This window comes from Albibacillus kandeliae (assembly GCF_003116585.1).
Taxonomy (GTDB): Bacteria; Pseudomonadota; Alphaproteobacteria; order Rhodobacterales; family Rhodobacteraceae; genus Albibacillus; species Albibacillus kandeliae.
Genome location: NZ_QEHM01000007.1, coordinates 369600 through 395609 on the forward strand (window position 1 = coordinate 369600; position 26010 = coordinate 395609).

Below are 26010 nucleotides of genomic sequence, written 5' to 3' on the forward strand. Positions count from 1 at the left end.
TGCCGACCCGCACGAGCGACAGGATGCCGAGATGGAGACCAACCGCTTCGTTGAGACCCTGCCGGAGATAACCGGCGCAATGGGAACCGCGCGTTTCGAGAAACAGCTCGCCGACGCGATCGGCACCGTGCTCGATTACGATTTTATCACGATGGCGCGTTACTCGGCTTTCGACCAGCCCCGCTTCCTGATTCACTCGCACTCCTTCCCATCGCACCTGGCCGAGCTCTATCTTTCGGAGTTCATCGAGGACGACCCCTATCTCGAACACTGGCGCGAGAGCGAGAAACCGGGGGTGATCTGGCTGCAGGACATGATCGCCGGGCACAACCGGTGCGACAACTACGTGCAGAACTTCCTGCCCCAGATCCGGGTGAAGGACGAGATCGGGGTCTTCATGCCTGCCGTCGCGCGGGATTCCGTCGCCTTCTTCTACAACAACCGCCGAGGACTGTTCACGCCCGAGGACGTGCTGAACCTGCGCGGCATCTTCCCTGCCGCGGCCTCGCTCTACAGGCTGCACATCCGCCTTCTGATGAGCGGCGAGCAGCCCGATATCGAGAGTTCTCCGTCGCTCGGGCGCCCCATGCGTCTTACCAGTGTCACGGGCGAGACCATCTGGGTCACCAACGAGTGGCGCGAACAGAAGAGCCCCTTTGGCCAGATGATCCGCACCTCCATCGCCGGCGAGTTCGGCGGAACCGAGCGCTATGTCTGGACCCCGGCACCCCAGAGAGCCGGTGCGCCGGGCCGCTCGACCAGCATCGAGGCCTGGGGCAACCAGTTGGGTCTGACCCCGCGCGAGCGCGATATCGTCGGCCTGACCCTCGAAGGCCACAACAGCTCCGGCATCGCCGGGGCGCTGGGGCTCTCGGTCGGCAACATCAAGAACCACAAGCGCCGGATCTACAACAAGCTCGACATCACCAGCGAGCGCGAGCTCTTCCTGCTCTACATCGAGGCGATGTCACTGGGCCAGCCGTCAGCGTCCTGACCGGATCACCGCCTGCAGGATCCGGTCCGCCGTCATGGCGATCAGCGCCATGCCAAGCCCTGCCACCAGCCCCGCCCCGGCGTTGGCCTTGCCAAGAGCGATGTAGATCGCCTGCCCGAGGTCGGTGGTTCCGACCAGTGCGGCGATCACCAGCATACCGAGCGCGTAGAGAATGGTCTGGTTGATGCCGATGAGGATCTGCGCCTGCGCCAGCGGCAGACGGATCTGCCAGAACATCTGCCAGGGCGAACAGCCGCTGGACACCCCGGCCTCGATCAGCGGTCGCGGAACCGAGCGCAGCCCATGCTCGGTATAGCGGATCATCGGAACGATGGCATAGGCGACCACCGCCAGCAGCGCGGTGAAGTCACCGACCTGAAACAGCATCAGCGCCGGGATCAGGAAGACGAACTGCGGCAGCGTCTGCAACATGTCGTTGATCGGGCGGATGACCTGCGAGACCACGTCGGAGGATGCCGCCCAGATGCCGATGACACCGCCCAGCAGGATGCAGATCACCACCGCGACGAAGCAGAGGTAGATCGACAGCATGGCCGGGGGCCAGATGCCGTTCAGCAGCAGGAAGCCGAGGCTGAAGACGGCAAGGGCCAGCAACCGCCCGCCGCCGACCTGCCAGGCCAGCAGGCCCACGGCCAGCACCACCAGCGCCCAGGGCAGCCCGGTCGCCCCAAGGAACAGGAACCCCGCGACAATCACCGCCGCCACCCCGGCGCGCCAGCGGCCGAGGCCAAAGGCGACGGCACAGGCCACTGCCGCCAAAAGCCAGTAGATCGTCTTGGCAAGCGGGGTAAAGGTCACGCCCCAGGTGAAGGGCACCACCGCCCGCTCGAACCCGAGTTTCACCGGCAGGAGCAAGAAGTAGAGGATTGCGTTCTTGATCCGCGACATCACCTCGCCAAAGGCCATCACGAAGTCGGTGGTCGCCGCGTTGATCGCGTTGGCGGGAAAGAACACCAGCGCCTCGGGCCAGTCGGCGAAGAAGGGAACCAGCCAGGCCAGCAGCCACGCCCCGCAGATCGCGGCGACGAGGATCACGGCGAACCGCCGCCACGGCCAGCCCGCGTGGCTTGTCGTCGGCAGCTGACGCGCGGCATAGGCGGCGGTCAGCCGGTCGAGCATGACCGCCAGCACCACGATCACGATACCCGAAAGCAGCCCCTGCCCGAACTGCGCCTTGCGCATCGCCGAGAGGACCTCCCACCCGATGTCCTCGAATCCGCCGATGATTGCCGCGATGATCACCATCGACAGCGCCGCCATGGTCGTCTGGTTCACCCCGATCAGCATCTGCGGCAGCGCGGTCGGCAACTCGGCCCAGAGGAACTGCTGCCGCCGCGAGCATCCCGACATGCACGCGCTCTCGATGATCGCGGGCGGGATGCGCTGAAACCCCAGGATCGTGTTACGCACCATCGGCGGCACCGCAAAGACCACGCTGGCGATCAGCCCCACCACCGGACCGAAACCAAAGAGCAGCAGGATCGGGATCAGGTAGGCAAAGGCCGGAACCGTCTGCATCAGGTCGAGCGTGGGCATGATGATCCCGCGCGCTGTCTCGGATCGGTAGCCGAGATAGCCTGCGGCAAAGCCGAGAAGCACCGAGAGCGGCAGGGCGACAAGGACCAGCGCGAGGGTGTTCATCGCCTCGGTCCAGTAGCCGGACACCAGGATGTAGAGCAGGATCGCCCCGATCAGAAGCGTCAGCCGCAGGCCGCCGCCCTGCCAGCTGATCAGCGAGATCGCGGCGAGGGTGACCAGCCAGGGCGTATGCACCAGCATCTCCTGCGCCAGCCAGAAGGCCCAACCGAGCCCCCCGCTGATCGCCCGGGTGACGCCGCGCAGGTTTTCGACGATCCAGTCCATCGCGACGTTGATCGGCCCCTCCAACGGCAGCAGCCAGCCATCGGGAAAGGTCACCACCTGGGGATATGCGGCGCGGGCCAAAACCAGCGCCGCGCCCACGGCAAAGACCAGCAGCCAGGGCCAGGCCGCACCGCAAGAGACCACGAAACGCCGCGCGAAACGGCTCATGCAGCGGTCTCCGGCTGGTCATGATAGAGCGAGCGGATCACTTCGAGCGGGTGCAGCGAGCCGATCACCGCCCCCTCGGCATCGACGACGTCGACCGTCTCGGTGGTCTCGTCGAACAGCTTGATCGCCTCGTCGAGGATCGCCTGCCGCGCCACCGTCGGATGGGGTTTGCCGTCGTCCCATGCCGGGCTCATCACGTCCTCGGCGCGCAGCACATTGGCCAGCGGCACGTCACCGATGAATCGCCGCACATAGTCGTTCGCCGGGCGCAGCACGATCTCTGCAGGGGTGCCGATCTGCACGATCTCGCCGTCCTTCATGATGCAGATCTCATCGGCCAACTTGAGCGCTTCGAGGAAGTCGTGAGTGACGAAGACGATGGTCTTGTTCAATTGCGTCTGGAGACGCAGGAACTCGTCCTGCATCTGCGACCGGATCAGCGGGTCGAGGGCCGAGAAGGGTTCATCCAGGAACCAGAGTTCGGGTTCCACCGCCAGCGAGCGTGCGATGCCGACCCGCTGCTTCTGCCCGCCCGACAACTCGTGCGGATAGGCATGCTCGCGCCCCTTGAGACCCACCAGTTCGATCATCTGGCGCGCGCGCTCGCGCCTCTCCTCGCGCGGACGGCGCTGCGCCTTGAGCGGAAAGGCGACGTTCTGGATCACGTCGAGATGCGGCAGCAGTCCAAAGTCCTGAAACACCATTCCCATCTTGTGGCGCCGGATCTCGATCAGCTCGCTTTGGCTGGCCCCCAGCAGATCGGTGCCCTCCAGCGTGACCGAGCCGAAGGTCGGCTCGACCAGCCGCGAGATCGAGCGCAGCACCGTGGACTTGCCAGAGCCCGAAAGCCCCATGATCACGAAGATATGGCCGGTGGGCACGTCGAAACTGACACCGGCGGCGGCAACGTGATGCTGGCTGGCGCGCACATGCGCCAGCCGCTGCTCGTGGGTCATCCGTGGGAATTCCCCTGACACGACGCCCTTCGGATCGGGTCCGAATATCTTCCACAGGTCCCTGACCGAGAGCTTCGCTTCGGGTTGGTCGTTCATCGCATGATCCAGGCAAGTCAGGTCACGCGGCCCGCCCGTTTGCGGACCGCGCCAGTCGCGGGTTACTGGGTAGCGGCGTCGACCCAGGGTTTCCAGACCGCCTCGTGATCGGCGACCCATGCGGCGGTCACATCCTCGACCTTGCCGCCGTCCTGGTCGATGGCTTTCATCATCAGTTCCTGCTCGGAAGTATCCACCGAGAAGGCTTCGAGGAACGCCCAGGCTGCCGGCCACTTCTCCTCGAAGCCCGACCAGGCCACCTTCACGGTCTCCGGCGCCTCGACCCCGCAGTCACCGGTGGCGTCCGGGTTCGGGCCCCAGGACGGATCGGTATCGCAGGCGGGTTCGTAGGCCGGCAGTTCGACCCAGCCGACGTCGACATCGGCAAAGACCCAGTGCGGTGCCCACATCATCATGACCAGCGGCGTCTTGCGCGCGTCGGCGGCCTTCAATTCGGCCACCAGCGCACCCTCGGATCCGGCGGGCACGGCCTTGTAGTCGATCCCCAGCGCCTTGATGATATCGGCCGAACGGGTACCCCAGTCGGCCGGGTAGGACAGGATGCGGCCCTGCGGGAAGGTCTCGGGCGTGACCATCGCGTCCTTGCACGACTTCAGCGCTTCCCAGTCGGGCAGGCCGGGGCAGAGCTCTTCCATGTGCTTGGGATAGACCCAGCCCTCGCGCGTGGCGAGGCCGAGGGGACCGATATCGACGATCTTTCCCTCTTCCTTCATCTTCGGATAGATGTCGCCGACGTTGTTGGTCCAGACCTCCAGCGTCGCCGACAGGTCGCCGTCGGCCAGCGCGGTGTGCTGGGGATAGTTCCCTGCGGTCACGTACTCGACCTTGTACCCCATCTTGGTCAGCAGGTCGCCGGCGATATGGGTGGTGATATGCTGTCCGGTCCATTCGTTGATGGCCAGCTTGATCGGGGCATCGGTGGCGCCCAGGTCGGCGGCCTGTGCCGCACCGGCAAGCGCCAGCATCGCGGCCCCGGCGCAGATAGCGGATGCCGGACTCTTGAACTTGGTCATGTCTTCTCCTCTGTCAGTGCGGTGTTGTTGTTTTGTATGTCCCGCCATCGGCGTCCCGCAGCCGCCCTGGCGGTCGTCATGGGCCGGTGCGCCGAATGTGTCGGGTGAATAGACCCGAAACGGCGCGCCAGGTGCAAGCTTGACCCCCGCCTGCCCCCCTGCATAGGTGCCTTCCGGCACCTATCCGGTCTGCCACCCACTGTTGCCGGAGCGGCCTCGAAACGCTCTCCCGTTGCTGCCAGTGCCCAAAGGCATCATGACACCATAGGAACTGCACCCATAGCATCGCGTCAACCCGGTCTCTTGCAGACCCCGGATTTGCCCCCCGAAGGGAGAAGACGATGCATCCGATTATCGCGCTCTGGTCCCACCCGCGCTCCATGTCGACGGCGATGGAGAGGGTCATGCGCGAACGCGGCGACCTCACCTGTTTTCACGAGCCCTTCATGTACGACTACTACGTGCACCGGAAGGTCCGGGAGATGCCGCACTTCGAGGCCGAGCCCGACCGCCCGCTCAGCTACGAAGCGGTGCGCGACATGCTGATGGAGGAGGCCCGGACCCGGCCGGTCTTCATCAAGGACATGAGCTATTACGTGATGCCCCGCATCATGGAGGACCGCGCTTTCGGCAATGTGCTGATCAACGCCTTCCTGATCCGCGACCCGGTGGCCTCGATCATGTCCTATTTCAAGCTGGACCCCGAGGCCACGCTCGAGGAGATCGGACTGGAAGCGCAGGCGCAGCACGTTGCCGCCCTGCGCCGCGCCGGGCGACCACCGGTGATTGTGCAGGCCGAGGACGTGCGCGCCGACACCCCGGGCACCGTTGGCGCCCTCTGGCAGGCCATCGGCCTGCCCGCAGCCGATCATGCCTTTGAGTGGCAGGAAGACAAGCCGGAGGACTGGAAACAGGTCGAGGGCTGGCACGGCGCGGTAAGCGCCTCCAAGGGCATCCGCCCGATCACCGAAGACGAACTGCGCGAACGCGCCGCGCAGTTTGACCGGATCGCCGAACAGCATCCCCGGATGCGGGCCTACCTCGATCACCACCGGCCCTTCTACGAAGAGCTGAAGGCGCAGGCACTGAAACCCTAGGCGGTCGAGGCAAAGGCCCGGTCGAGACCCTCGGCCACCGTGTCGACGTCATCGAGCGACAGGCACAGCGGCGGCACCATCCGCAGGCAGGACTGGTAGGGCCCGGATTTCGACAGGATCAGCCCGCTGTCGCGGCAGGCCTCGAACACCGCCGAGGTGGTCGCAGCATCCGGCTCCTTTGTCTTGCGGTCCTTGACCATCTCGATGGCCAGCATCAGGCCCCGGCCCCGCACGTCCCCGATCGCGGCATGCCGCTGCTTCAGATCCTGCAACCGCTCCAGCAGCGCCGCGCCAACCACCCTGGCGTTCTCCTGAACCCGATCCTCGCGGATCACTTCCAGAACCGCGCGCCCCGCCGCACAGGAGGTCGGGTTGGCCCCGTAGGTGTGGAACATGAACTTCTCGGCCATCGGCGCCGCGATGTGTTTCTGCGCCACGACCGCAGCAAGGGGAAAGCCGTTGCCGATGCCCTTGGCCATCACCACGATGTCGGGGATGACGCCATCGGCCTCGAACCCCCACATGTGATCGCCGGTCCGGCCAAAGCCCGACTGCACCTCGTCCGCGATGTAGAGCCCGCCCGCCGCCCGCACCCGTTCCGCCGCGCCGGTCATGTAGCCCTTGGGCATCTCGATGATACCGCCGTAACCCTGCACGCTCTCGACGAAGATGCCCGCGACCTTGCCGATCGTCGCCGCATGGATGGTGCGCTCGATCTCCTCCAGATAGGGCTGCGCGCCCGCATTCTCGCCAAAGATGCCCCGGTACTGGTTCGGCTCGGCGACGAAGGCCACGTTGCCCGGCATTCCAGCGTGACGCCAGCCGCTGATCCCGGTGATCGACTGCGCCGCGCCCGTCGGCCCGTGATAGGCCGACCGCAGCGCCAGCAGGTCGAGATTGCCGGTGTAATCCCGCGCCATGGTCATGGCGAGGTCGATGGCCTCGGACCCCGAGTTGGTGAAATGCACCACCCATTCCACGTCGCCCTTCGGCCCCTTCGGCAGGGTCGCCGCCAGTTCCTCGGCGAAATGCGCAGGGACCGGGTGGTAGAACATCGTGGTGCAATGGGTCAGCTCCTGCGCCTGCTCCATCGCCGCCGCCACCACCTTGGGGTGCGAATGCCCGACCGAGATGCAGACGTTCATGCCCAGCAGATCGGTGTACTTGCGCCCCTCAACGTCCCAGAGGTACTGCATCGACCCCTTGCGAAACACCATCGGTTCGCGAAACGGCACGAACTTCTTCTGGCTCGCCGCATAGAACCGGTCTCGCCGCGCCGCGGTATCGGCAAGGGTCCAGGTGGTCTGCATCGTCATTTGGGGTCTCCCTCGATCTCGCGGGTGCGCCGCGCCACGAAATCGTCCAGCGCCTCGCGCGTGGCGACGTCCATCTCCGGCGGCATGTAGGTGTCCAACAGTTTCTTCACGCGCGCCGAGGCGCGTTCGTGTTCCCATGTCGCGCCCTCGGCGCTCCATTGCTCGTAGGTGCCGTTGTCGGACATGTCGCCCAGCCAGAAGGCCGACTCGAAATTGTCCATCGTGTGCTTGGCCCCAAGAAAGTGCCCCCCCGGCTCGACCTCGTGAAAGGCCTCCATTGCCTGCGCGGCCTCGGAAAAGTCCACGCCCTGAACGAACCTCTGCATGGCCGAACAGCGGTCGGCATCCATCACGATCTTCTCGTAGCCGGTGGTAAGCAGCCCTTCGAGGCAGCCGGTCGCGTGGATGATGAAGTTCACCCCAGCCAGCGCGGCCCCCATCAGCTGCGACTGGCTCTCGTAACCCGCCTGCGCGTCCGGCACCTTGGACGAGGTCAGCCCGCCGACCGAGTGGAACGGCAGGCCCAGCCGGTCCGCAAGCGTCTTGGCGCACATCTGGAACTGGGTCCCCTCGGGCGTGCCGAAGGTCGGCGCCCCTGTCTTGAGGCTCAGCGGCGAGAAGAAGGTGCCAAAGACCGCTGGTGCGCCGGGCCGGATCAGCTGGATCAGCGCGACCGAGGCCAGCACCTCCGCCAGCACCTGCGCCAGCGTCGCGGCGACCGAAACCGGGCTCATCGCACCGCCGAGGACGAACGGGGAGACCACCGTGCACTGCCCTGCCTTGGCGTATTCCTTCAGCGCCCACAGCATGGTTTCGTCCATCACCAGCGGCGCGTTGGTGTTCACCACCGAGTAGAGCACGCAGTTGTTCTCGACGAACTCCTTGCCCATCGCGATCTTGCACATCTCGATTGTGTCGATGGCCCGTTCCGGCGCCGTCACCGCGCCCATGAACGGCTTGTCGTTCAGCGTCAGGTGCGTATGTGCCATGTGCAGGTGGCGCACCGGCACGGGCAGATCCACCGGCTCCACCACGACGCCGCCCGAATGCTGCACGGCGTTCAGCTGATGGTGCAGTTTGGTGATGTTGCGAAAGTCCTCGATGGTCGCATAGCGCCGACCTTTCTCCATATCGTGCACGAAGGGCGGGCCGAAACTCGGCGCATAGACCTGCGCCTCGCCGCCAACCTGGATCGATCGCGCGGGGTTGCGCGCGTGCTGGGTAAAGATGGACGGCGCCGTCTTGATCTTGTCCCGGCACCAGCCGGGATCGAACCGCACCCGCTCGCCACTGACCCGCGCGCCATGCGCCCGGAACAGCTCCAGCGTCTCGGGGTCGCCGCGAAAATCCATGCCGATCTCGTCAAGAATCCGGTCGGCGTTGCGCTCGATGATCGCGACCGACTCTTCGCTGATGAGGCTGACCATACCGATGCGCCGCAGCGTGTAGGGTGCCGCCAGCCCGTTCGACGCGGCGCGGGCCTCCATCCTCACGCGACGACCCGCTCTCCGGCTCATCCGCTGATCCTTTCGCTGAAAGGCGCCACTGATGGTGCGCCACCCTGATTCTGGATCTCAGTCTAAGCCCGCGGAATCCGCTCCGCACAGCGGCAAGACGCTTTATCGGAAATCCTAATGAAGTGGATTAGCCGCGGCGCCATAGTCCGGACCGTAGTCAATGCCATCGGCAATGCCCGGAAAGCGGCGCTCGAAGTGTTGGCGCAGGATCGCGCGGCTCTCATGCGCCAGCAGCGCGGGCAGTTCGCCAAGATCGCCGCGCCGCGCAACGAACTGGATGCCGCGCTTGAACCCCGCAAAGGGCAAGGGCGCCAGCCGCAGGGGCATCCCCTCGGCCACCCCGTCGATCAGCAGCGAGGGTGTCAGGATGGCGAAACACTTGCCCGTCACCACCCCGGCCACCACCATCGAGGCGCGGTCCGCCTCCATCGCGTGGGGCAGGTCCAGCCGACAGCGCTGGAGGTGTTGATCGGTCCGCCTTCCGACCGGGGTCGAGGCCCCGAACCGCACCAGCGACAGACGCCGGGCGATTTCGGTGATGTCGTCCGCCGGGCCGTCGTATCCTTCGGGCAGCACCAGCAGAAAAGGCTCTTCGAGTATCTGGAAAACGTCGTAATCACTTGTGTTTAGCAAGAGATCAGAGGTCACGGCCACGTCGATCTTGCGCGCGTTAAGCAAGCTCTGGTGGTCAGAGGCAAGACCGGCGGACAGTACCAGTTCGGGAATCCGCAGCCGGTTCTCGACAAAGTCGTAGAGGCCCGGCGTCAGCGTCGTGGCTATCGACGCCAGCAGGCCGATGCGCAGCACCGGCAGGGCCGAGGCACTGAGGTGGCGCAGCTCGGACTTCAGGTCTTCGATCTCATTCAGGATCCGGAACCCGTGCCGCTGCAACGCCTCGCCCGCATGGGTCAGCGAAACCGGGCGGCGGCTCCGGTCGAGCAGGGTGACGCCGAAGGCCAGTTCGAGGTTCCTGAGGTGCTGCGAGGCGGCAGACTGTGTCATCCCCAGCGCGGCGGCTGCGGCGGTCACCTGCCGCATCTCGGTCACCGCCATGAAGACCTCGATGGCACGGAACAGGTTGATGTCCATTTCCTTGCGCGTCTTGCTCATCTGCGCCCCATTCGCCTGTCCCGGCCGTGTTACCGGCGCGTAGCTTGCGATGCAGAGGCCGATAAATCAAATGCTTCCGGCTTGGGCACCGATCTGTTCTGACTTTCATTAGTTGTCCTAATGCAGCAGCCATGACCTTGATCGCGCCGCCGGTTTCGGGCTCCCTTCGGGCAGGAACTGTGGCGGCCGGGCAGGACGATGACCAGCACACTCATCATAGGCGGGGGCGCCATCGGCCTGAGCCTTGCCTATCACCTCACCCGGCTGGGCGAACAGGTGACCCTGCTGGAGCGCAACCAGCTGACCTCGGGCACCTCGTGGCACGCGGCGGGCATCGTCGGGCCCCTGCGCGCCACCCCCAACCTGACCCACCTCGCCATGTACGCCGGAGAGTTGTTTCCCCGGCTGGAGGCGGAAACCGGCCTTTCCACCGGCTACCGCCGCACCGGCGGCTACTGGATCGCGCGCGACCCGGCCCGCATGGACGAACTGCACCGCATCGCCGCCCTCGGCCGCCATGTCGGCCTTACTCCCACGGTCGTTCCGCCCCAGTCCATCGACGTGCCCGGCCTCTCCCTCGATGGCGTGACCGGTGCGCTCCGGGTCGAGGAAGACGCCAACGTCAACCCGGTCGACCTCTGCATGGCCTATGCCCGCGCCGCCCGCGCACAGGGCGCCGAAATCCGGGAGGGCACCGAGGTCGCCGCACTGCTGATCGAGAACGGCACGGCGAAAGGCGCGCGCCTTGCCGACGGAACCGAGATCTTCGCCGACCGCGTCGCCCTCTGCGCCGGGGCATGGTCCAAGCGGCTCGCCGATGCGGCGGGCGTCGCGCTCCCGCTACAGGCGGTCGAGCACATGTACGTCGTCACCGAACCCATGCCCGGCCTGCCCCTGCCCTACCCGGTACTGCGCGACCTCGACCGTGGCATCTACGTCAAGGGCGATGCCGGCAAGCTGGTGATCGGCGGCTTCGAACCCCACGCCAAGTGCTGGAACGCCCACGGCCCCGAAGGCAACCGCCCCTTCCTCGAACTGCCAGAGGACTGGGACCAGTTCACGCCCTTCATGGAGGCCGCGCTCGCCCTGATCCCCGCGCTGGAACAGATCGGGATCCAGCATTTCATGAACGGGCCGGAAAGCTTTACGAAGGACTCAAAGCCCCTGATCGGGCAGACTAATGAGGTCGACGGGCTGTTCATCGCCGCCGGCATGAACTCGGTCGGCGTCATGTCCTCCGCAGGGATCGGTCGTATCCTCGCCGACTGGATGATCGAGGGCGCCGCACCGATGGACATTTGGGAGGTCGACATCGCCCGCGTCGACCCGCTGACCGCCACGGGCGCTCACGTGCAAACCCGGATGGAGGAAGCCGTCGCCGATGTCTTCGCGCTGCACTGGCCCTTCAAGCAGCCCAAGGCCGGGCGCGGCCTTCGCCAATCGCCGCTGCACGGAAACTGGGAACGGGCGGGCGCCGTCTTTGGCCTCACAGCCGGGTGGGAGCGCGGCCTCTGGTACGCCTGCGACGAGAGCGAGCGGCAGTTTCCCTACTCCGTCGGCGAACAGGGCTGGCAGCCCATCGTGCACCGCGAGGCCGCGATCATGGAGACCGGCACCGCGCTGGTCGACCTGTCGCCATTCGGCAAGTTCGACATCTCCGGCCCCGATGCCCTTGCTGCCCTGCAATACCTTGCCGCCAACGATCTCGACGTCGCCCCGGGCCGGGCCGTCTACACGCCACTCCTGAACGCCCGGGGCGGGATCGAGGCGGACGTGACCATCACCCGGCTTGCCGAGGACAGCTTCCGCCTCGTCTCCGGAGCGGCGACCCGCTGGCGCGACCTTGCCTGGCTCCGCCGCAACAGCGCGGGCAGCGATATCGTGATCCACGACGCGACCGAGGACGAGGCCGTGATCGGCGTCATGGGCGCCGGTTCGCGCGACCTGCTCTCCATTCTCTCTGCTGATGACTGGACCGCTTTCCCCTTTTCGACCTCTCGCGAGGTGGCCGTCGCCGGACAAGCCTGCCGCGCCACACGGGTCAGTTTCGTCGGCGAACTCGGCTGGGAACTCTACGTTCCCGCCGCCACGGCACCAGCGGTGTTCGATGCCCTTCACGCGGCGGGCGCCCGCCCGCTTGGTCACTACGCTCTCGACGGCTGCCGCATCGAGAAGGGCTTCCGCCACTGGGGTCACGATCTCGGCCCCGAGATCTCTCCGCTGGAGGCCGGCCTCGGGTTTACCGTCTGCTGGCGCAAGGATTTCCTCGGCAAGCCCGCCCTCGAACAACAGAAGGCCGAGGGCCTCACGCGTCGCCTCCACCTCTTCGAAATCGACGGCAGCCCCCTCGTCCTCCACGACGAACCGATCCGCGAGAATGGCAAGGTCGTCGGCCTCACCACCTCCGGCGCGCGCGGGGCGCGGACTCGCAAGACACTTGCCCTCGGCATGATCGGCGTCGCCCCCGGTGAACGCCCCGCCGACACGGCCCAACGACAGTTTGAAATCGAGATCGCGGGGCGGCTCTACCCGGCCCGGGCGCTGGCGCGCCCCCCCTTCGATCCCAAAGGCGAACGGATGCGCGCATGACACTCAAGGCCCAGGTCCTGATCATCGGCGGCGGCGCGATGGGCGTCTCGCTGCTCTACCACCTGACCAAGGCGGGCTGGACCGATGTCGTCCTGACCGAGAAAAACGACCTCACCCACGGCTCCACCTGGCATGCCGCCGGGCTCTGCACCCATTTCGCGCACAACCCCACGATTCAGGAACTGCGCGCCACCTCGGTCCGGCTCTACCGCGACATCCTGCCGGAAGAGACGGGCGACACCTGCGGTTTCCATCGGTCCGGCGCGATGCGGATCACCTCCAACCCCGACCGGATGGATGAATTCGCCCATGTCGCGGGCCTGTCGCGATTCACCGGCTATGACCTGCGCCTGCTGACCTCGCCCGAGGAGGTCGCCGAACTGCACCCGCTGGCCCGCACCGAGGGCATCATCGGCGGCATCTACGAACCCGACGACGGCCACGTCGACCCGACCCTTGCCACCAACGCGATGGCCAAGGGCGCCCGTTCGCGCGGCGCCACCATCCTGCGGCAGAACCCGGTGCTCTCGATCCGCCGCGAGGGCGCGCACTGGATCGTCGAGACCGTGCGCGAGGAGATCCACGCGACCCACATCGTCAACGCCGCGGGCACATGGGGCTGGGAGATCGGAAACATGATGGGGCTGAACATCCCCTCCGTGCCGGTGCTGCACCAGTATCTCGTGACCGAAACCATTCCCGCCGTTGCCGACCGCATCGCCGCCGGACTGCCGGAGCTCCCGATGATCCGCGACCCGGAAGAAAGCTGGTACGTCCGGCAGGAACGCGACGGGCTGATCCTTGGCCCCTACGAGAAGGACGCGCAGCCCTGGTCCATCGACGGCGTACCGCCCGAGTTCGGGGCCGAGCTGATGCCGCCCGATCTCGACCGCGTCGAACACATCATCATGGCCGCCATGGCGCGGATCCCGGCGCTCGAGACCGGCGGGGTGAAATCGGTGGTCAACGGCCCCATCACCTTTACCCCCGATGCCAACCCGCTGATCGGCCCGGCCCACGGCCTGCCGAACGCATGGCTCCTCACCGGTTCGTCCATGGGGGTGATGGAAGGCGGCGGCGCGGGCTGGTTCCTTGCCCACTGGATGACCCACGGCGCCCCGCCGATGGACGCCCTCGCCGTCGACAGCCGCCGCTTCGGCTCGTGGGCCGACCGGGACTACCGGGTGGAAAAGGCCATCGAATGCTTCGGGCTCCAGTTCGGGGTCCACTACCCGCACGAGGAACGCCCCGCGGCCCGGGGCAAGCGCCTCTCGCCACTGCACGACCGGATGCTCGCGCGGAACGCCGTGATGGGCGCGGCCTATGGCTGGGAACGTCCCAACTGGTTCAGCGACAGGTTGGGGGACGAAGCCATTCCGCGTTTCCGCCGCTCGAACTGGTTCGACGCCGTGGCACGCGAATGCCAGACGGTGCGCGACGCGGTCGGTCTGGCCGACCTGTCGGTCTTCTCCAAGTTCGAGGTCACCGGGCCCGGAACCGAAGCGTTCCTCATGAGCCTCGGAGCCAACACGCCCCCAAGGGTCGGGCGCGTCGGCCTCACCCACGCGCTGTCCCCCGCTGGCGGCACCCAGTCCGAGTTTACCGTCGCGCGGCTGGCCCCGGACCACGCCTACCTCACCTCCGCCGCCGCTGCCGAGGAGATGGACGACGACCTGCTACGTGCCCGCGCGGCGGATCACGATGTCACCATCACCCGCGTGACCGACCGGATCGGCGTGATCGGTCTCATGGGTCCGAAATCGCGCGACGTTCTGGCCACTCTTACCGATGCGGACCTCACCGGGGGCTTTCCTTGGCTTTCCGTCCACGAGATCACCGTCGCCGGAGTCCCGGTGCGCGCCATGCGCCTTTCCTATGTCGGTGAGCTCGGGTGGGAACTCCATGCCCCGGCTGTCGAACTCCCGGCCCTCTTCGACGCGGTGGTCGAGGCGGGCGTGCCGCATGGCCTCGGCTTCTTCGGCGCCTTCGCGATGAACTCCATGCGCCTTGAGAAAGGCTATCGCGCCTGGGGTGCGGACTTCACCACCGAACGCACGCCCGGCGAAACCGGCGCAGGGTTCCTGATCCGGCCCGAGGGCCGCGAGTTTGTCGGCAAGGCGGCGATGCTGGACCGGCAGGCCCGCGACAATCGCTGGGAAATGGTCCTGCTGGACATCGAAACGCAGGATGTCGACCCGTTCTACAGCCACACCGTCTATCGCGACGGCGCCCCCGTGGGCATCGTCACCTCGGCGTCCTGGGGTCATCGCACGGGCAAGGCGCTCGGCCTTGCCTACCTGCGTGACCGCGGCGCACATGACGGGTTGTCGGTCGAGATCCTTGGCATCGCCTATCCCGCGCGCGTGCTTGACACGCCGCCCTACGATCCGGGCAACAGCCGTCTCAGGGGCTGATCGCGCCGACACATCCGCCGGCGCGATCCTTCGTCCTACTCGGTCATCCAGTCCTGATTGTACCAGGTCGACAGATCGCCCAGATCCGCAACCGGCGCACCGTCAGCCCCTTTCAGGACCCCGTTTTCGGCCAGGAAACCGACCATCCGTTCCAGCCGCGCGCGGTCGATGGCCCCTACGGGTGTATCGCCATCCCGCAGGTAGTTCCCGTCGACGATGGCCTTCATCGACCCCTCCACCAGCGCGGCGTTCGGGAAGTCGCCCGCCGCGATCATCAGAGCCGCCGCTTCCTGCGGGTGGTCAGCGGCCCAGGCATAGCCCCGCTGGGTCGCCTTCATGAAGGCGGTCACCATCTCCGGTTGCTCGGCCAGCAGCTCGGGGCGCGTCCCGATGTAGCCGTTCTGCTGATCCGGCACGCCGTAGTCGGAATAGTCGAAGTGCGACTGCTTGCGTCCGAGTATCTCGCTGTTGACGCCTTCCCACGTGGCCACTTCCAGCGTGAAATCGACCGCGCCGCTGGCCAATGCCTCGTAGGCCCCGGTCCCGAGCGTCACGGTGTCGAACTCGGGCGAGCCGCCGTCTGCCTTGATCATGGTGCCGATCAGCGCCGCCTCCCAGGCGCTTCCGAAGCCCGCGTAGATCTTGCCCGAGAGGTCGGCAGGGCGGGTGATACCCTCGTTCTCGCTGTTGTAGACCAACCGCCCGGTCTCGTGCTGCATGGTCGCCCAGAGCGCGACGAGGTCCGCGCCGGAGGCCCGCGCGTTCAGGAATCCGAGCGCGGTCATATAGGCGAAATCGGTGGCGCCTGCCGCAAGCAGTGCGGTCGAGGCGCTGTCGGTATAGGGCAGGATATCGACGTCGAGCCCGGCCTCGGCGTAGTAGCCGAGATCGCGCGCCGCCACGAGGCCGACATGGTTGGTGTTCAGCGTCCAGTCCAGCGCGATGCTGATCTTCTCGTCCGCCTGCGCCGCCAGCGGCAGGGCGAGGCAGAATGCGGTCATCAGGATCCTGTTCAAGTCATTTCCTCCATAAGCAGGGATCGGAGCACCGTTCGGATCTCGGCAAGGTTCGCCTCGGTCCGCGCGGCGCGCGGGGGGGTGATCGGGATATCGGCGACGATGCGTCCGGGTCGGGCCGCCATGACCAAGACGCGGTCGGCCAGCTGTGTCGCCTCGTAGAGGTCGTGGGTCACCATGAGCACGCCACGCGGCGTCTCGCGCAGCCGTTCGCAGAGCCAGGTCTGCATCCCCAGCCGGGTGACCGCGTCGAGCGCCGAGAAAGGTTCGTCGAGCAGCAGAAACCGGCCCGGCTGGACGATGGTCCGCAAAAAGGCCGCGCGCTGGCGCATCCCCCCCGACAGTTCACGCGGAAACCGCGCCGCCTGCCCGCCGAGACCGAAAGCCTCCAGCAGCGGCAGCACCCACGCCCGCGCCTCGCTCCGCGACATCCCCCGGACTTCCAGCCCGAGTGCCGCGTTCTCGGCAATGGTCAGCCAGGGAAACAGGCTGTCCTGCTGCGGCTGGTAGGCCACTGCGGGCGTCGGCAGAGACAGCCTCTCGTCGTCGAGATGCGTCGCGCCTTCCGCGACCAGACCGTCCGGCAATACGCCCGAGAGCCACTTCACCACCGAGCTCTTGCCGCATCCGGACGGGCCGATCAGGCAGGTGATCCGCCCCTCCTCCAGTGCGAAAGAGACATCGCTCACCAGCAACCGGTCCTCCGACCGGATGGTCAGCCCCTCAACCCGCAACATCGTCGCCTCCCCGGAACCGGCGGCCGGTCAGCCTGTCGGCGAGTTGCAGGAGGCCCAGCAGAAGGAGCGTTAGCGCGGCCGAAACCGCGACCGCCGCCAGCACGAGGTCGGCGCGGAAGTTGTTCTTGGCGCTCAGTATGTAGATCCCCAGTCCCTGCCGCGCCCCGGCGTATTCGGCAAAGATCGTCGCGACCACGGCGTAGGTCGCAGAGATGCGCAGACCGGCCAGGAACAGGGGCCGCGCCACGGGCAAGGTCGCGCGGCGGAACACCGTCAACGGCCCGGCCCCCATCGAGATCAGCTGGTCACGGTAGGCGGCGGGCAGCCGACCATAGCCCGACAGCAGGCTCAGAAGCATGGGAAAGAAGGTGACGAGGATCACCAGCAAAACCTTGGGCAGCAGCCCGAAGCCGAACCAGAGCACCATCAGCGGCGCGAGGGCGACGATGGGGATCGTCTGGCTGGCGACCAGCAGCGGCATCGCCCCGCGTCTGAGCCACGGAGTGAAATGTAACACCACCGATGTGACAAAGGCGAAGACCATCGAGAGCGTGAAGCCGACCAAAGTCACCTTCACGGTCGCCAGCAGGTGCAGCGCCAGCCGCGCGCGGTCCATCCAGAGGGCGGCCAGCACGTCGGAGGGCGCGGGCAGCACCAGCGGCGAGACCTCGGCGAGGCGGCAATAGCCCTGCCAGGCCAGCAACAGGGCAGCGGCGATCAGGAGAGTCGGGATTGCGTGTCTGATAAACGGCATGATGCCTCCCCCGGCCAAAGGGGCCGGGACTCTCGCGCGTCAGGCGCGCGGACTTGGGCTGTTGGCAGAGGCGGTCATGTCGATGGTGACATGCCCCTCGGCGGGACCGAACCGCAGGAAGGCCTGCCGCAGGGTCTCGAACACCGCGCCCGCGTCGCCGCGCAGCCGGGTGCAGAAGTTCTTGGACTTCAGGAAGGTGCCCGAGGCCTTGAGAAAGTCGATGCAGCCATAGATCTCGTCCATGTGCCGATCCTGCCCAAGCACGTAGAGCGAGAACTGGAGGTCGATCTCGACCCCGAGGTCCGGCGCATCGGCAACCGCCTCGCGCGCCAGCACCTGACGCTCGGCGAGGGAAAGGTCCTGCGCACGGGTCAGCGTCTCGCAATGGCAGCTCGGATCGTCGGGCTCGCCCGGGCATCCGCGCGAGAGGGTGACGTGCATCGTCACGTGCTCGGGCCGCCGCGCGGCAGCGGCAAATAGGTCGCGGATGGCATCCAGCAGCGGACCGGGCGCACCGACCATGAGCGTCGACATGTCGTCCGTCTCGATCCGCAGATCCGACTTGTAGGGGGTGAGGGCTTCGAGACCCGAGAAGATGACGTCGATGAAATCGGACGTCATCGGATAGAGCGACACTTGCGCGCCTATGAACATGACTACCTCGCTCCGCTGGTATTACCCAGATCAGCTGTGAAGGGTTCGCGCCCTGTTGCGCATCTCAGCCCCTCGCGGAGCACCCCTGGTTACGGCGGCGACTATAGGCATGCGCCACGGCGTGTCAACGCCGTGGCTATCGGTTTCTCGATAAAGGGTATTCCGGCTCAGGCCGGGGTCTTGAACGCCTCTGCGAACTGGTCGCGCAGCATGTTCTTCTGCACCTTGCCCATGGTGTTGCGCGGCAGTTCCGTGACCACTTCCAACACCTTGGGCTGCTTGAACTTGGCCAGTTTCTCGCCCACCGAGGCACGGATCGCGTCGAGGTCCGGGGTCGCGCCCGGCTCGGCCACCAGCACCCCGACCACGCCTTCGCCAAAGTCCGGATGCGGCACGCCGATCACCGCGCTTTCCAGCACGCCGGGCTGGTCGTCCAGCACCAGCTCGACCTCCTTGGGGTAGATGTTGTAGCCGCCCGAGATGATCAGGTCCTTGGCCCGGCCCACGATCTGGACATAGCCGTCCGGGTCGATCACGCCGATGTCGCCGGTGATGAAGAACCCGTCCTCACGCAGCTCGGCCTTGGTCTTCTCCGGCATCTGCCAGTAGCCTTGGAACACATTGGGCCCGCGCACTTCGATGATGCCCGCCTCGCCGTCCGGCAGGGTGGCGCCGGTCTCGGCGTCGGTGATCTTCAGTTCCACGCCTGGCAGCGGAAAGCCGACGGTGCCCGCGCGGCGATCGCCCTCGTAGGGGTTCGACGTGTTCATGTTGGTCTCGGTCATGCCGTAACGTTCGAGAATGCGATGACCGGTGCGCGCCTCGAAGGCGCGGTGCGTCTCGGCCAGAAGCGGAGCGGAGCCCGAGGTGAAGAGCCGCATGCCCTTGCAGATCTCGCGGTCGAAACGCGCGTCATCCAGCAGACGTGTGTAGAAGGTCGGCACGCCCATCATCGAGGTCGATTGCGGCAGGAACCGCAGCACCGTGTCCACGTCGAACTTGGACAGGAAGATCATCGACCCGCCAGCGGCCAGCATCACGTTGGAGGCCACGAACAGCCCGTGGGTGTGGAAGATCGGAAGCGCGTGCAGCAGCACGTCGTCGGCGGTGTAGCGCCATTCCTCGACCAGTGTCAGCGCATTCGACAACAGGTTCGACTGGCTCAGCATCGCGCCCTTCGACCGCCCGGTCGTGCCCGAGGTATAGAGCAGCGCGGCAAGGTCGTCGTCACCGCGCGAGGCCACGTCGAAACGGTCCGGCTGGGCCGCCGCTGCGTCCGAAAGGCTGCCGCTGCCATCGGCCGCCAGCGTCAGGACCTTGGCGGATCCCGCAATCGCGCGCAGCGTCTCCTCGGCACCCGGTCCGCAAATCACCGCACCCGCCTGGCTGTCGGACACGAAGTATTCCAGCTCGTCGGCCTTGTAGCCGGTATTCAGCGGCAGGAAGACCACGCCGGACATGACGCAGGCGGCGTAAAGAGCCAGCGCCTCGGGCGATTTCTCGACCTGCACCGCCAGCCGGTCACCCGGCACCAGACCCGCCGCAACCAGCGCGCCCGCCTGACGTGCCGCAAGGCGGTGAAAGGCGTCGCCCGACAGGGTCCGGCCATCGGCGAGGATCAGAAAATCGGACGCGCGTCCGTCGAGCGGCGCGATCAGCCGGTCGTAAAGCGGGTTTGCCAAGTCTTGTCTCCTTTCACGCCGCTGCGGGCGTCTTGACCAGCGCGCGCACCGCCTTGCTGGCCACCACTTCCTGCTGGCCGGCGAACCTCTCGTGGTTCTCGGCAAAGCTCTCTGCCTCGTAGCGGTAGTTGACCATCGCCCCCGCGCTTTCCGCCATGCCCTTCTTCGACAGGTCCGCCCCCGCATGCACCGCGTAGACATAGGCCCCGTTGCCAAGGTGGAACCGGGCCACCGGGTCATAGGGCATCCCGTCGCCGCGCTTGGCATGCAGCAGGAACTGCGCCGCCACCGACTTCAGGCCGTCGTCGTCAAGCTTGTCGGGGTCGATCCCCTGCTCCGCCATCCATTTCGTGAGCGTGGGAATGGGCGAAAGCGTGACGAATGTCGAGAGGTTCGGCAATTCCGCCGCGAGGTCCTCGGCCACCTGCTTGATCAGCGAGTTCCCAAAGGAGATCCCGGCGAGCCCCGCCTGGCAGTTCGAGATCGAGTAGAACACGGCGGTATCCGCCTCCTCGGCCGCCAGCGGCGCGCGTCCCTCGGTCAGCAGGCCCTGCACCGAGCCGGGAATGCCCTTGGTCAGAGCCACTTCGACAAAGATCAGCGGCTCATCCGGCATCGCCGGATGGAAGAAGGCAAAGCAGCGCCGATCCGACGGCTCGACCCGGCGGCGCAGGTCGTCCCACGAGTGGATCGCGTGGACCGCCTCGTAGGCGATGATCTTCTCGAGGATCTGCGCCGGGCTTTCCCAGTTGATCCGGCGCAGCACAAGGAAGCCCCGGTTGAACCACGAGGCAAAGAGGTGCTGGAAATCGAGGTCGATGCGTGCGCGCGGGTCCTTGCGCGGGATCAGCCTCAGCAGGTCGCTGCGCATGGCCACAAGTTGCGGCGTGGCCCCGGGCACCCGGTTCAGCCGCCGCGCCAGCTCTTGCCGGCGGGGCTCTGCAGCCTTCAGGAACGCTCCGTACGATCCCTGCCCCGGCTCTGCCTCGAAGGCGTCGAGCGCCGCGCGCACCTCGCCGATGTCGATGCCCAGACCCTCCGACAGATGGTCGAAGAAGGCCAGCTTGCCCGCGTCGTCCAGCTCGCCGTAGCGGTCGAGGATCTGCGCGGCGGTGGTCATCCCCGAGATCTCGCCGTGCCCCGACAGCAGGTCGCCGATCAGGGCTTCGGTGCTGCGGTTATCCGGCGCGGACAACAACCGGCGCCGGTTGCTGCGCGAGAACACGGTGGTAAGGACATCGGACAAAAGGCTCACAGCGCGACCCCCATCACGGCTTGGGGCAGCCAGGTGGCCAGCCCCGGGAACAGACACAGCAGGATGATAGCAAGGATCATGCAGCCGACGAAGGGCATCGAACCGACCAGCACCTGCCGCAGGGTGATATCCGGCGCGATTCCGTTGATGACGTACAGATTCAGGCCGACCGGCGGCGTGATCAGGCCGATTTCCATGTTGATGGTGACGATCACGGCGAACCAGTAAGGGTCGAATCCCGCTGCGGTGATGATCGGCAGCAGGATCGGCGCCGACATCAGGATCACCGCGACCGGCGGCAGGAAGAACCCGGCCACCAGCAGGAACAGGTTGATCACCGCCATCAGCACCCAGCGGTTGACCTCCAGCGCGGCGATCCACTGCGCAACCGACTGCGTCACGAAGAGCGAGGACAGCATGAAGCTGAACACCCCGGCCGCACCGATGATGAACAGGATCATCACGCTCTCGCGGGTGCTGTCGCGCAGCACCACCCAGAGGTCGCGGCCGCTGAACATCCGGTAGATCAGGATGGCGGCCACGATGCAGAGCAGCGCACCTACTGCGGCTGTCTCCGATGGCGTCGCCACCCCACCGTAAAGCGCGTAGAGCACCCCGGCGATGATCGCGAGGAACGGCAGGACGCGCGGCAGGATCTCGAACCGCTGGCGCCAGGTGTAGCGCGCCGAAGCCAGCGCCGCGCTCGCCGCGCCACGCCGCCAGGTGTCGAAGATCGCCCAGGCGATGAACAGCAATGTCAGCAGAATCCCCGGGATGACCCCGGCAAGGAACAACCGCCCGATCGAAGTCTCGGTGGCGATCCCGTAGACGATCATCGTGACCGAGGGCGGGATCAGGATGCCGAGTGTGCCACCGGCGGCGATGGATCCGGCGGCAACCTCCGACGGATAACCGCGGCGGCGCATCTCGGGGATCCCCATCTTGCCGATGGCCGCGCAGGTCGCCGGGCTGGAGCCCGACATGGCAGCAAACAGCGCGCAGGCCCCAAGGTTCGACACCACCAGCCCGCCCGGCACCTTGGTCAGCCAGCGCTCCAGCGCCTCGTAGAGGTCGGGCCCCGCGCGGGTCGAGGCGATGGCCGCCCCCATGATGATGAACATCGGAATCGACAACAGCGCAAAGCTGTTCAGCTCGGCATAGAAGAGTTCGGGCAGTGCCTCGAGCGAGCGGGCGCCGTCGAAAACCCACAGGAACAGCGTGGCGACGATCAGCAGGCCCACGGCCACGGACACGCCGGAGAACAGGACGACGACGGTGGCAACCGCCACCAGAAGTCCAAGCATCAGGGGATCCATCAGTCGGGGCTCCGTTCAGGATGAGGTTCGGGCAGCACGGTCTCGGGACCGAAGGTCGCGAGCCAGAGATCGCCCAGCAATTGCAGCAGGTAGAGCCCGAAGCCGAGCGGCACGGAAAGGTAGGTGATCCACAGCGGGAAGGCCCAGACCGACTCGGATTTCCAGCCGCGTTTCCAGGCGAGGTGGAACATCTCCCAGCCGTACCAGACCATCGCGGCGACCATGGCAACCGTCGCCAGCATGACCACCACGGCAAGGATGCGGCGCAGTGCGGGCGGCAGCATCTGCGGCAGCAGATCAACGCCGACGTGTCCGCGCAGCTTCTGAACATAGGGCAGGCCCAGCAGGGTCGCCCCGATCATCAGGTAGATCACGGCCTCGGTCTGCCAGATGGTCGACTGGCCCAGCACACCGCGCACAAAGATCATGTGGCAGGTGATCAGCACCGAGGCGAGGATCATCACCGCGGCGGCGACACCGAACAGCGTGGACACCGCACCGATGGCGCGCAGCGGGAACGGCGGCCGGTAATCGGCGCGCGGATCCCGCGCGCCGATGTCGGCGCCCGCCGAACGAGGAGCGACGGGCGCAGCACTCATTCGACCGACAGAGCCATGTCGAGAAGGTCCTGGCCACCGTCGACCGAGCCAGCGAAGGCCGGGTAGGACGTTTCCTTGGCCAGCTCACGCCAGGCGTCGAAGTCGGCCTGCGTCATTTCGGCGATCTCGACCCCTGCGTCGGCAAAGGCCTTGGTGGTGACGGCGTCGCCTTCCTTGGCCTTGTCGAGATACCAGGCTTCAGCCTTGGCCGAGGCATCGGTCAGCGCCGTCTGCTGCTCGGGCGTCAGTTCGTCAAAGGTGGTCTTGTTGATCAGCAGCGGCTGGTACATGAACCACAGCGCGGTTTCACCCGCCGGGGTATAGCACTTCAGCTGCTCGTACAGGCGATAGCTGAGGAAGCTTTCCGACGAGGTATTGGTTGCGTCGAGCACCCCGGTCTGCAGTGCCGAGTAGATCTCGGACGACGCCATCGAGCTGATCGAGGCCCCTGCCCCGGCCAGCATCTCCTCAAAGGATTTGCCCGCCGCGCGGATGGTCACGCCCTGCACGTCCGCCGGCTTGGTGATGCAGCCCTTGTTCGATCCGAACCCGCCGGCCAGGTAGCCATGCACCAACGTCTTGACGTCGTCGCCGCCCATGATCTCTTCGATCTTGTCCATGAAGGGCGAGGCCGACAGCCGGGCGGCGTGGTCATGGTTCTTCACCAGGCCCGGCATCAGGGTCAGGTTGTAGGCCGGTTGCTGGCCACCCGCGTAGGACAGCGGAAAGATCGTCATGTCGAGCTGGCCGCGCGACAGCGGCGTGTACTGCTCGCGGGCCTTGAACAGGGTCTGATTCGGGAAAATCTGGATCTCGAGATCCACGTTCGCGGCCTTGACCTCGTCGGCCACCATCTGGGCAACCTGGTGGCGCACGTCGCCCTCGGACCACTGGTGCGACAGTTTCAGGGTCTCCGCCCAGGCGCCACTGGCACCCGCAGCGACGACAACGGCGAGCGCGCTCGCCGCGATAATACGTCTGGTCATCATATCTCCTCCCAAGGCGCCGTTTCTCCTCCGGGCGCCGATGGGGCTCATCAGGCAGGCTATTGCGTACCTTGTCAACCTTCTCGTATACAAAAACCATGACATTGGATATCGACCCCGCCGACCAGCGCAGCCGGTCGGACCAGATCGCGCAGATCCTTGAGGATCAGATCCTCACGGGGCGCTTTGCGCCGGGTACCCGGCTGGACGAGGCTAGCCTCGCCGAAGAGCACAAGGTTTCGCGGACGCCGATTCGCGAGGCCTTCCACCGGCTCGCGCAGTCAGGTCTCGTGGTGCAGCAGCCGCGTCGCGGCGTGTTCGTCCGCATCAGCTCCCCGGTCGAGATCCTTGAGATGTTCGAGGTGATGGCCGAACTCGAGGCGGTCTGCGGCCGTCTCGCCGCACGCCGCGCCACGGATCCGGCAATCGCAGAACTGCGGCAGGTCAACGCCGAATGCCGTGCCGCCCGCGAGGCGGGCGACGTCGATCTCTACTACCAGAAGAACGGCGTCTTCCATCACCTGCTCTATGCCCAGTCGGGGAACCGGTTCCTCGAGCAGGAGGCCTCGCGCCTGCACCGCAGGCTGAAGCCCTATCGCCGGATGCAGCTGTTCCTGCGCGGGCGACTGCAGCAGTCGATGGAGGAACACGAGGCCATCGTGGAGGCCATCGCCGCGGGCGACGCCAACCGCGCCGCCGACCTGCTGCGTGACCACGTCGCGGTGCAGGGCGAGAAGTTCCACCACGTCATGTCGCACCTGCCCGAGGCCTGAGCCCGGGCAGCGCCCTCAGGCCTGCGCGTCCGCCCGGACCACCACGGACATGCCCGGCGCCAGCTTGGCCGCAGCCGACTGGTTCGCATCCACCGAGATACGGACCGGGATCCGCTGCGCGATCTTGATGAAGTTCCCCGTCGCGTTGGAGCTGCCCAGCACGCTGAACTGCGACCCCGTCGCGGGCGAAAAGCTCTCGATATGCCCGGTCAGCCGAGCCTTGCCGAGGGCATCGACCGTAAAGCTCACGGCCTGTCCTTCCTGCAGCCCTGCCAGCTGGGTCTCCTTGAAGTTCGCGACCACCCAGATCGTGTCGGGCACCACCGTCACCAACCGCGTACCCGCGCTCACGTATTGCCCGAGGTGAGCCGAGAGTTCGCCAAGACGCCCATCGACCGGCGCGACGATGCGGGTGTTGTCCAGCGCGATCTGCGCCAGCGACACGGCGGCGCGCGCTTGCTGGACCCCGGCCTCGCGGCTGCGTTCCTCAATGTCGATGGCCGCCAGCTTCTGCCGCGCCGTTTCGGCCTGTGCCTTGGCCTGCCGCAGCGAGGCCGTGGCCTGGCGATAGCTCAGCTGCAGGTCCTCGTCGTCACTCCTGGTGACCACGCCGCGTTCGCGCAGCTGGCTCGAGCGGTCCATGTCGGCCTTGGCCCCGGCCAGCGCCGCCTCGGCCGAGTCCACCGCCGCATCCGCCGACTCGACGCTCGACTTGGCGATGCTGCGGTCCTGCGCGGTTCCCGACAGCGAAGCTTCCGCCGACGCCAACTGCGCTCTGGCCGAGGCCAGTTGCTGCACATAAGAGGAATCGTCGAGCTGGATCAGCAGGTCGCCTGCGGCGACGCGCTGGTAATCCTGCACCGCGACCAGCTTGATATTGCCGGAGACCTGCGGCGCCAGCGTCGTGACCTGGCCGCGCACGTAAGCGTCATCGGTGGTCTGTGTGCTGGCGCGGAACGGCGGCAGGCCCCAGGCGTAGAGAACTCCGACGACCCCAAGAACTCCGACGATCAGGGCTAGGGCGGTTGCGATATGGCGGGATGCTTTGGCTAACATGGCGGTG

At 66.5% G+C, this 26010-nt stretch carries 21 protein-coding genes and 1 riboswitch; of the genes, 5 read left to right on the top strand and 16 right to left on the bottom strand.

Annotation, left to right across the window (positions count from 1 at the left end; genetic code table 11):
* The first annotated feature begins 31 nt into the window (after positions 1–31).
* The gene (locus DDT93_RS17560) at positions 32–994 is read left to right on the top strand and encodes a helix-turn-helix domain-containing protein (protein WP_198654893.1); all 963 of its coding nucleotides are present in this window, start codon (positions 32–34) and stop codon (positions 992–994) included.
* Here DDT93_RS17560 and DDT93_RS17565 read toward each other — a convergent pair.
* From DDT93_RS17565 to DDT93_RS17575, 3 genes are all read right to left on the bottom strand, one after another.
* On the bottom strand, positions 983–3046 hold the full coding sequence (locus DDT93_RS17565; RefSeq protein ID WP_109467161.1) for an ABC transporter permease: 2064 nt from the start codon (positions 3044–3046) through the stop codon (positions 983–985). The two genes, DDT93_RS17560 and DDT93_RS17565, sit on opposite strands and share 12 nt — an antisense overlap.
* The gene (locus DDT93_RS17570) at positions 3043–4098 is read right to left on the bottom strand and encodes a betaine/proline/choline family ABC transporter ATP-binding protein (protein WP_109467162.1); all 1056 of its coding nucleotides are present in this window, start codon (positions 4096–4098) and stop codon (positions 3043–3045) included. Before DDT93_RS17570 ends, DDT93_RS17565 begins: the two co-directional genes overlap by 4 nt.
* Positions 4099–4160: 62 nt before the next feature.
* A complete protein-coding gene (locus DDT93_RS17575; RefSeq protein ID WP_109467163.1) occupies positions 4161–5132 on the bottom strand; it encodes an ABC transporter substrate-binding protein in 972 nt (323 codons plus the stop codon).
* A 341-nt stretch (positions 5133–5473) separates the two neighbouring features.
* On the opposite strand from DDT93_RS17575, the gene DDT93_RS17580 reads away from it, so the two are divergent.
* Complete coding sequence (locus DDT93_RS17580; RefSeq protein ID WP_109467164.1) at positions 5474–6229, top strand: sulfotransferase-like domain-containing protein; 756 nt, start codon at positions 5474–5476, stop codon at positions 6227–6229.
* On the opposite strand, the gene DDT93_RS17585 is transcribed toward DDT93_RS17580, so the two are convergent.
* From DDT93_RS17585 to DDT93_RS17595, 3 genes are all read right to left on the bottom strand, one after another.
* The gene (locus DDT93_RS17585; protein WP_109467165.1) at positions 6226–7545 is read right to left on the bottom strand and encodes an aspartate aminotransferase family protein; all 1320 of its coding nucleotides are present in this window, start codon (positions 7543–7545) and stop codon (positions 6226–6228) included. The two genes, DDT93_RS17580 and DDT93_RS17585, sit on opposite strands and share 4 nt — an antisense overlap.
* Positions 7542–9062, bottom strand: a complete 1521-nt coding sequence (locus DDT93_RS17590) for a trimethylamine methyltransferase family protein (RefSeq protein WP_109467166.1) — start codon at positions 9060–9062, stop codon at positions 7542–7544. The genes DDT93_RS17585 and DDT93_RS17590 overlap by 4 nt, the downstream gene beginning before the upstream one ends.
* A 114-nt stretch (positions 9063–9176) precedes the next feature.
* Complete coding sequence (locus DDT93_RS17595; protein WP_109467167.1) at positions 9177–10172, bottom strand: LysR family transcriptional regulator; 996 nt, start codon at positions 10170–10172, stop codon at positions 9177–9179.
* A 198-nt stretch (positions 10173–10370) separates the two neighbouring features.
* Between DDT93_RS17595 and DDT93_RS17600 the strand changes: the two genes are divergently transcribed.
* Positions 10371–12761 carry a GcvT family protein gene (locus DDT93_RS17600; RefSeq protein ID WP_109467168.1) on the top strand — a complete coding sequence of 797 codons (2391 nt, stop codon included), beginning with the start codon at positions 10371–10373 and terminating at the stop codon, positions 12759–12761.
* Positions 12758–15175: a GcvT family protein gene (locus DDT93_RS17605; protein WP_109467169.1), complete on the top strand. Its 2418-nt coding sequence runs from the start codon at positions 12758–12760 to the stop codon at positions 15173–15175. The genes DDT93_RS17600 and DDT93_RS17605 overlap by 4 nt, the downstream gene beginning before the upstream one ends.
* Positions 15176–15210: 35 nt before the next feature.
* Here the strand turns inward: DDT93_RS17605 and DDT93_RS17610 are convergent, their stop codons facing one another.
* The 9 genes from DDT93_RS17610 to dctP form a co-directional block, all read right to left on the bottom strand.
* A complete protein-coding gene (locus DDT93_RS17610) occupies positions 15211–16191 on the bottom strand; it encodes an ABC transporter substrate-binding protein (RefSeq protein ID WP_109467170.1) in 981 nt (326 codons plus the stop codon).
* The gene (locus tag DDT93_RS17615) at positions 16188–16928 is read right to left on the bottom strand and encodes an ABC transporter ATP-binding protein (protein ID WP_109467171.1); all 741 of its coding nucleotides are present in this window, start codon (positions 16926–16928) and stop codon (positions 16188–16190) included. Before DDT93_RS17615 ends, DDT93_RS17610 begins: the two co-directional genes overlap by 4 nt.
* Complete coding sequence (locus tag DDT93_RS17620; protein ID WP_109467172.1) at positions 16915–17682, bottom strand: ABC transporter permease; 768 nt, start codon at positions 17680–17682, stop codon at positions 16915–16917. The genes DDT93_RS17615 and DDT93_RS17620 overlap by 14 nt, the downstream gene beginning before the upstream one ends.
* A gap of 39 nt (positions 17683–17721) precedes the next feature.
* Positions 17722–18336 (bottom strand): YkoF family thiamine/hydroxymethylpyrimidine-binding protein, encoded by a 615-nt coding sequence (locus tag DDT93_RS17625; protein ID WP_109467173.1) that lies wholly within the window; start codon positions 18334–18336, stop codon positions 17722–17724.
* Positions 18327–18433, bottom strand: a riboswitch (TPP riboswitch). Its footprint overlaps the gene before it by 10 nt.
* A gap of 70 nt (positions 18434–18503) precedes the next feature.
* Positions 18504–20018 (bottom strand): malonate--CoA ligase, encoded by a 1515-nt coding sequence (locus tag DDT93_RS17630; RefSeq protein ID WP_109467174.1) that lies wholly within the window; start codon positions 20016–20018, stop codon positions 18504–18506.
* Between the two features lie 13 nt (positions 20019–20031).
* On the bottom strand, positions 20032–21273 hold the full coding sequence (locus tag DDT93_RS17635) for a malonyl-CoA decarboxylase (protein ID WP_109467175.1): 1242 nt from the start codon (positions 21271–21273) through the stop codon (positions 20032–20034).
* Positions 21270–22589: a TRAP transporter large permease gene (locus tag DDT93_RS17640; RefSeq protein ID WP_109467176.1), complete on the bottom strand. Its 1320-nt coding sequence runs from the start codon at positions 22587–22589 to the stop codon at positions 21270–21272. Before DDT93_RS17640 ends, DDT93_RS17635 begins: the two co-directional genes overlap by 4 nt.
* On the bottom strand, positions 22589–23188 hold the full coding sequence (locus DDT93_RS17645) for a TRAP transporter small permease (RefSeq protein WP_109467177.1): 600 nt from the start codon (positions 23186–23188) through the stop codon (positions 22589–22591). The genes DDT93_RS17640 and DDT93_RS17645 overlap by 1 nt, the downstream gene beginning before the upstream one ends.
* A complete protein-coding gene (gene dctP, locus DDT93_RS17650) occupies positions 23185–24174 on the bottom strand; it encodes a TRAP transporter substrate-binding protein DctP (RefSeq protein WP_109467232.1) in 990 nt (329 codons plus the stop codon). Before dctP ends, DDT93_RS17645 begins: the two co-directional genes overlap by 4 nt.
* Before the next feature lie 98 nt (positions 24175–24272).
* Here dctP and DDT93_RS17655 point away from each other — a divergent pair, with 98 nt between their 5' ends.
* Positions 24273–24947, top strand: a complete 675-nt coding sequence (locus DDT93_RS17655) for a GntR family transcriptional regulator (protein ID WP_109467178.1) — start codon at positions 24273–24275, stop codon at positions 24945–24947.
* A 15-nt stretch (positions 24948–24962) separates the two neighbouring features.
* Here the strand turns inward: DDT93_RS17655 and DDT93_RS17660 are convergent, their stop codons facing one another.
* On the bottom strand, positions 24963–26003 hold the full coding sequence (locus tag DDT93_RS17660; protein WP_109467179.1) for an HlyD family secretion protein: 1041 nt from the start codon (positions 26001–26003) through the stop codon (positions 24963–24965).
* Between the last annotated feature and the right edge of the window lie 7 nt (positions 26004–26010).

What these genes read in the sequence shown, in the direction of transcription:
- DDT93_RS17560 (WP_198654893.1), top strand. Translation starts at nt 32, where the DNA reads ATGGAGACCAACCGCTTCGTTGAGACCCTGCCGGAGATAACCGGCGCA.
- DDT93_RS17565 (WP_109467161.1), bottom strand. Translation starts at nt 3,046, where the DNA reads ATGAGCCGTTTCGCGCGGCGTTTCGTGGTCTCTTGCGGTGCGGCCTGG.
- DDT93_RS17570 (WP_109467162.1), bottom strand. Translation starts at nt 4,098, where the DNA reads ATGAACGACCAACCCGAAGCGAAGCTCTCGGTCAGGGACCTGTGGAAG.
- DDT93_RS17575 (WP_109467163.1), bottom strand. Translation starts at nt 5,132, where the DNA reads ATGACCAAGTTCAAGAGTCCGGCATCCGCTATCTGCGCCGGGGCCGCG.
- DDT93_RS17580 (WP_109467164.1), top strand. Translation starts at nt 5,474, where the DNA reads ATGCATCCGATTATCGCGCTCTGGTCCCACCCGCGCTCCATGTCGACG.
- DDT93_RS17585 (WP_109467165.1), bottom strand. Translation starts at nt 7,545, where the DNA reads ATGACGATGCAGACCACCTGGACCCTTGCCGATACCGCGGCGCGGCGA.
- DDT93_RS17590 (WP_109467166.1), bottom strand. Translation starts at nt 9,062, where the DNA reads ATGAGCCGGAGAGCGGGTCGTCGCGTGAGGATGGAGGCCCGCGCCGCG.
- DDT93_RS17595 (WP_109467167.1), bottom strand. Translation starts at nt 10,172, where the DNA reads ATGAGCAAGACGCGCAAGGAAATGGACATCAACCTGTTCCGTGCCATC.
- DDT93_RS17600 (WP_109467168.1), top strand. Translation starts at nt 10,371, where the DNA reads ATGACCAGCACACTCATCATAGGCGGGGGCGCCATCGGCCTGAGCCTT.
- DDT93_RS17605 (WP_109467169.1), top strand. Translation starts at nt 12,758, where the DNA reads ATGACACTCAAGGCCCAGGTCCTGATCATCGGCGGCGGCGCGATGGGC.
- DDT93_RS17615 (WP_109467171.1), bottom strand. Translation starts at nt 16,928, where the DNA reads ATGTTGCGGGTTGAGGGGCTGACCATCCGGTCGGAGGACCGGTTGCTG.
- DDT93_RS17620 (WP_109467172.1), bottom strand. Translation starts at nt 17,682, where the DNA reads ATGCCGTTTATCAGACACGCAATCCCGACTCTCCTGATCGCCGCTGCC.
- DDT93_RS17625 (WP_109467173.1), bottom strand. Translation starts at nt 18,336, where the DNA reads ATGTTCATAGGCGCGCAAGTGTCGCTCTATCCGATGACGTCCGATTTC.
- DDT93_RS17640 (WP_109467176.1), bottom strand. Translation starts at nt 22,589, where the DNA reads ATGGATCCCCTGATGCTTGGACTTCTGGTGGCGGTTGCCACCGTCGTC.
- DDT93_RS17645 (WP_109467177.1), bottom strand. Translation starts at nt 23,188, where the DNA reads ATGAGTGCTGCGCCCGTCGCTCCTCGTTCGGCGGGCGCCGACATCGGC.
- dctP (WP_109467232.1), bottom strand. Translation starts at nt 24,174, where the DNA reads ATGACCAGACGTATTATCGCGGCGAGCGCGCTCGCCGTTGTCGTCGCT.
- DDT93_RS17655 (WP_109467178.1), top strand. Translation starts at nt 24,273, where the DNA reads ATGACATTGGATATCGACCCCGCCGACCAGCGCAGCCGGTCGGACCAG.
- DDT93_RS17660 (WP_109467179.1), bottom strand. Translation starts at nt 26,003, where the DNA reads ATGTTAGCCAAAGCATCCCGCCATATCGCAACCGCCCTAGCCCTGATC.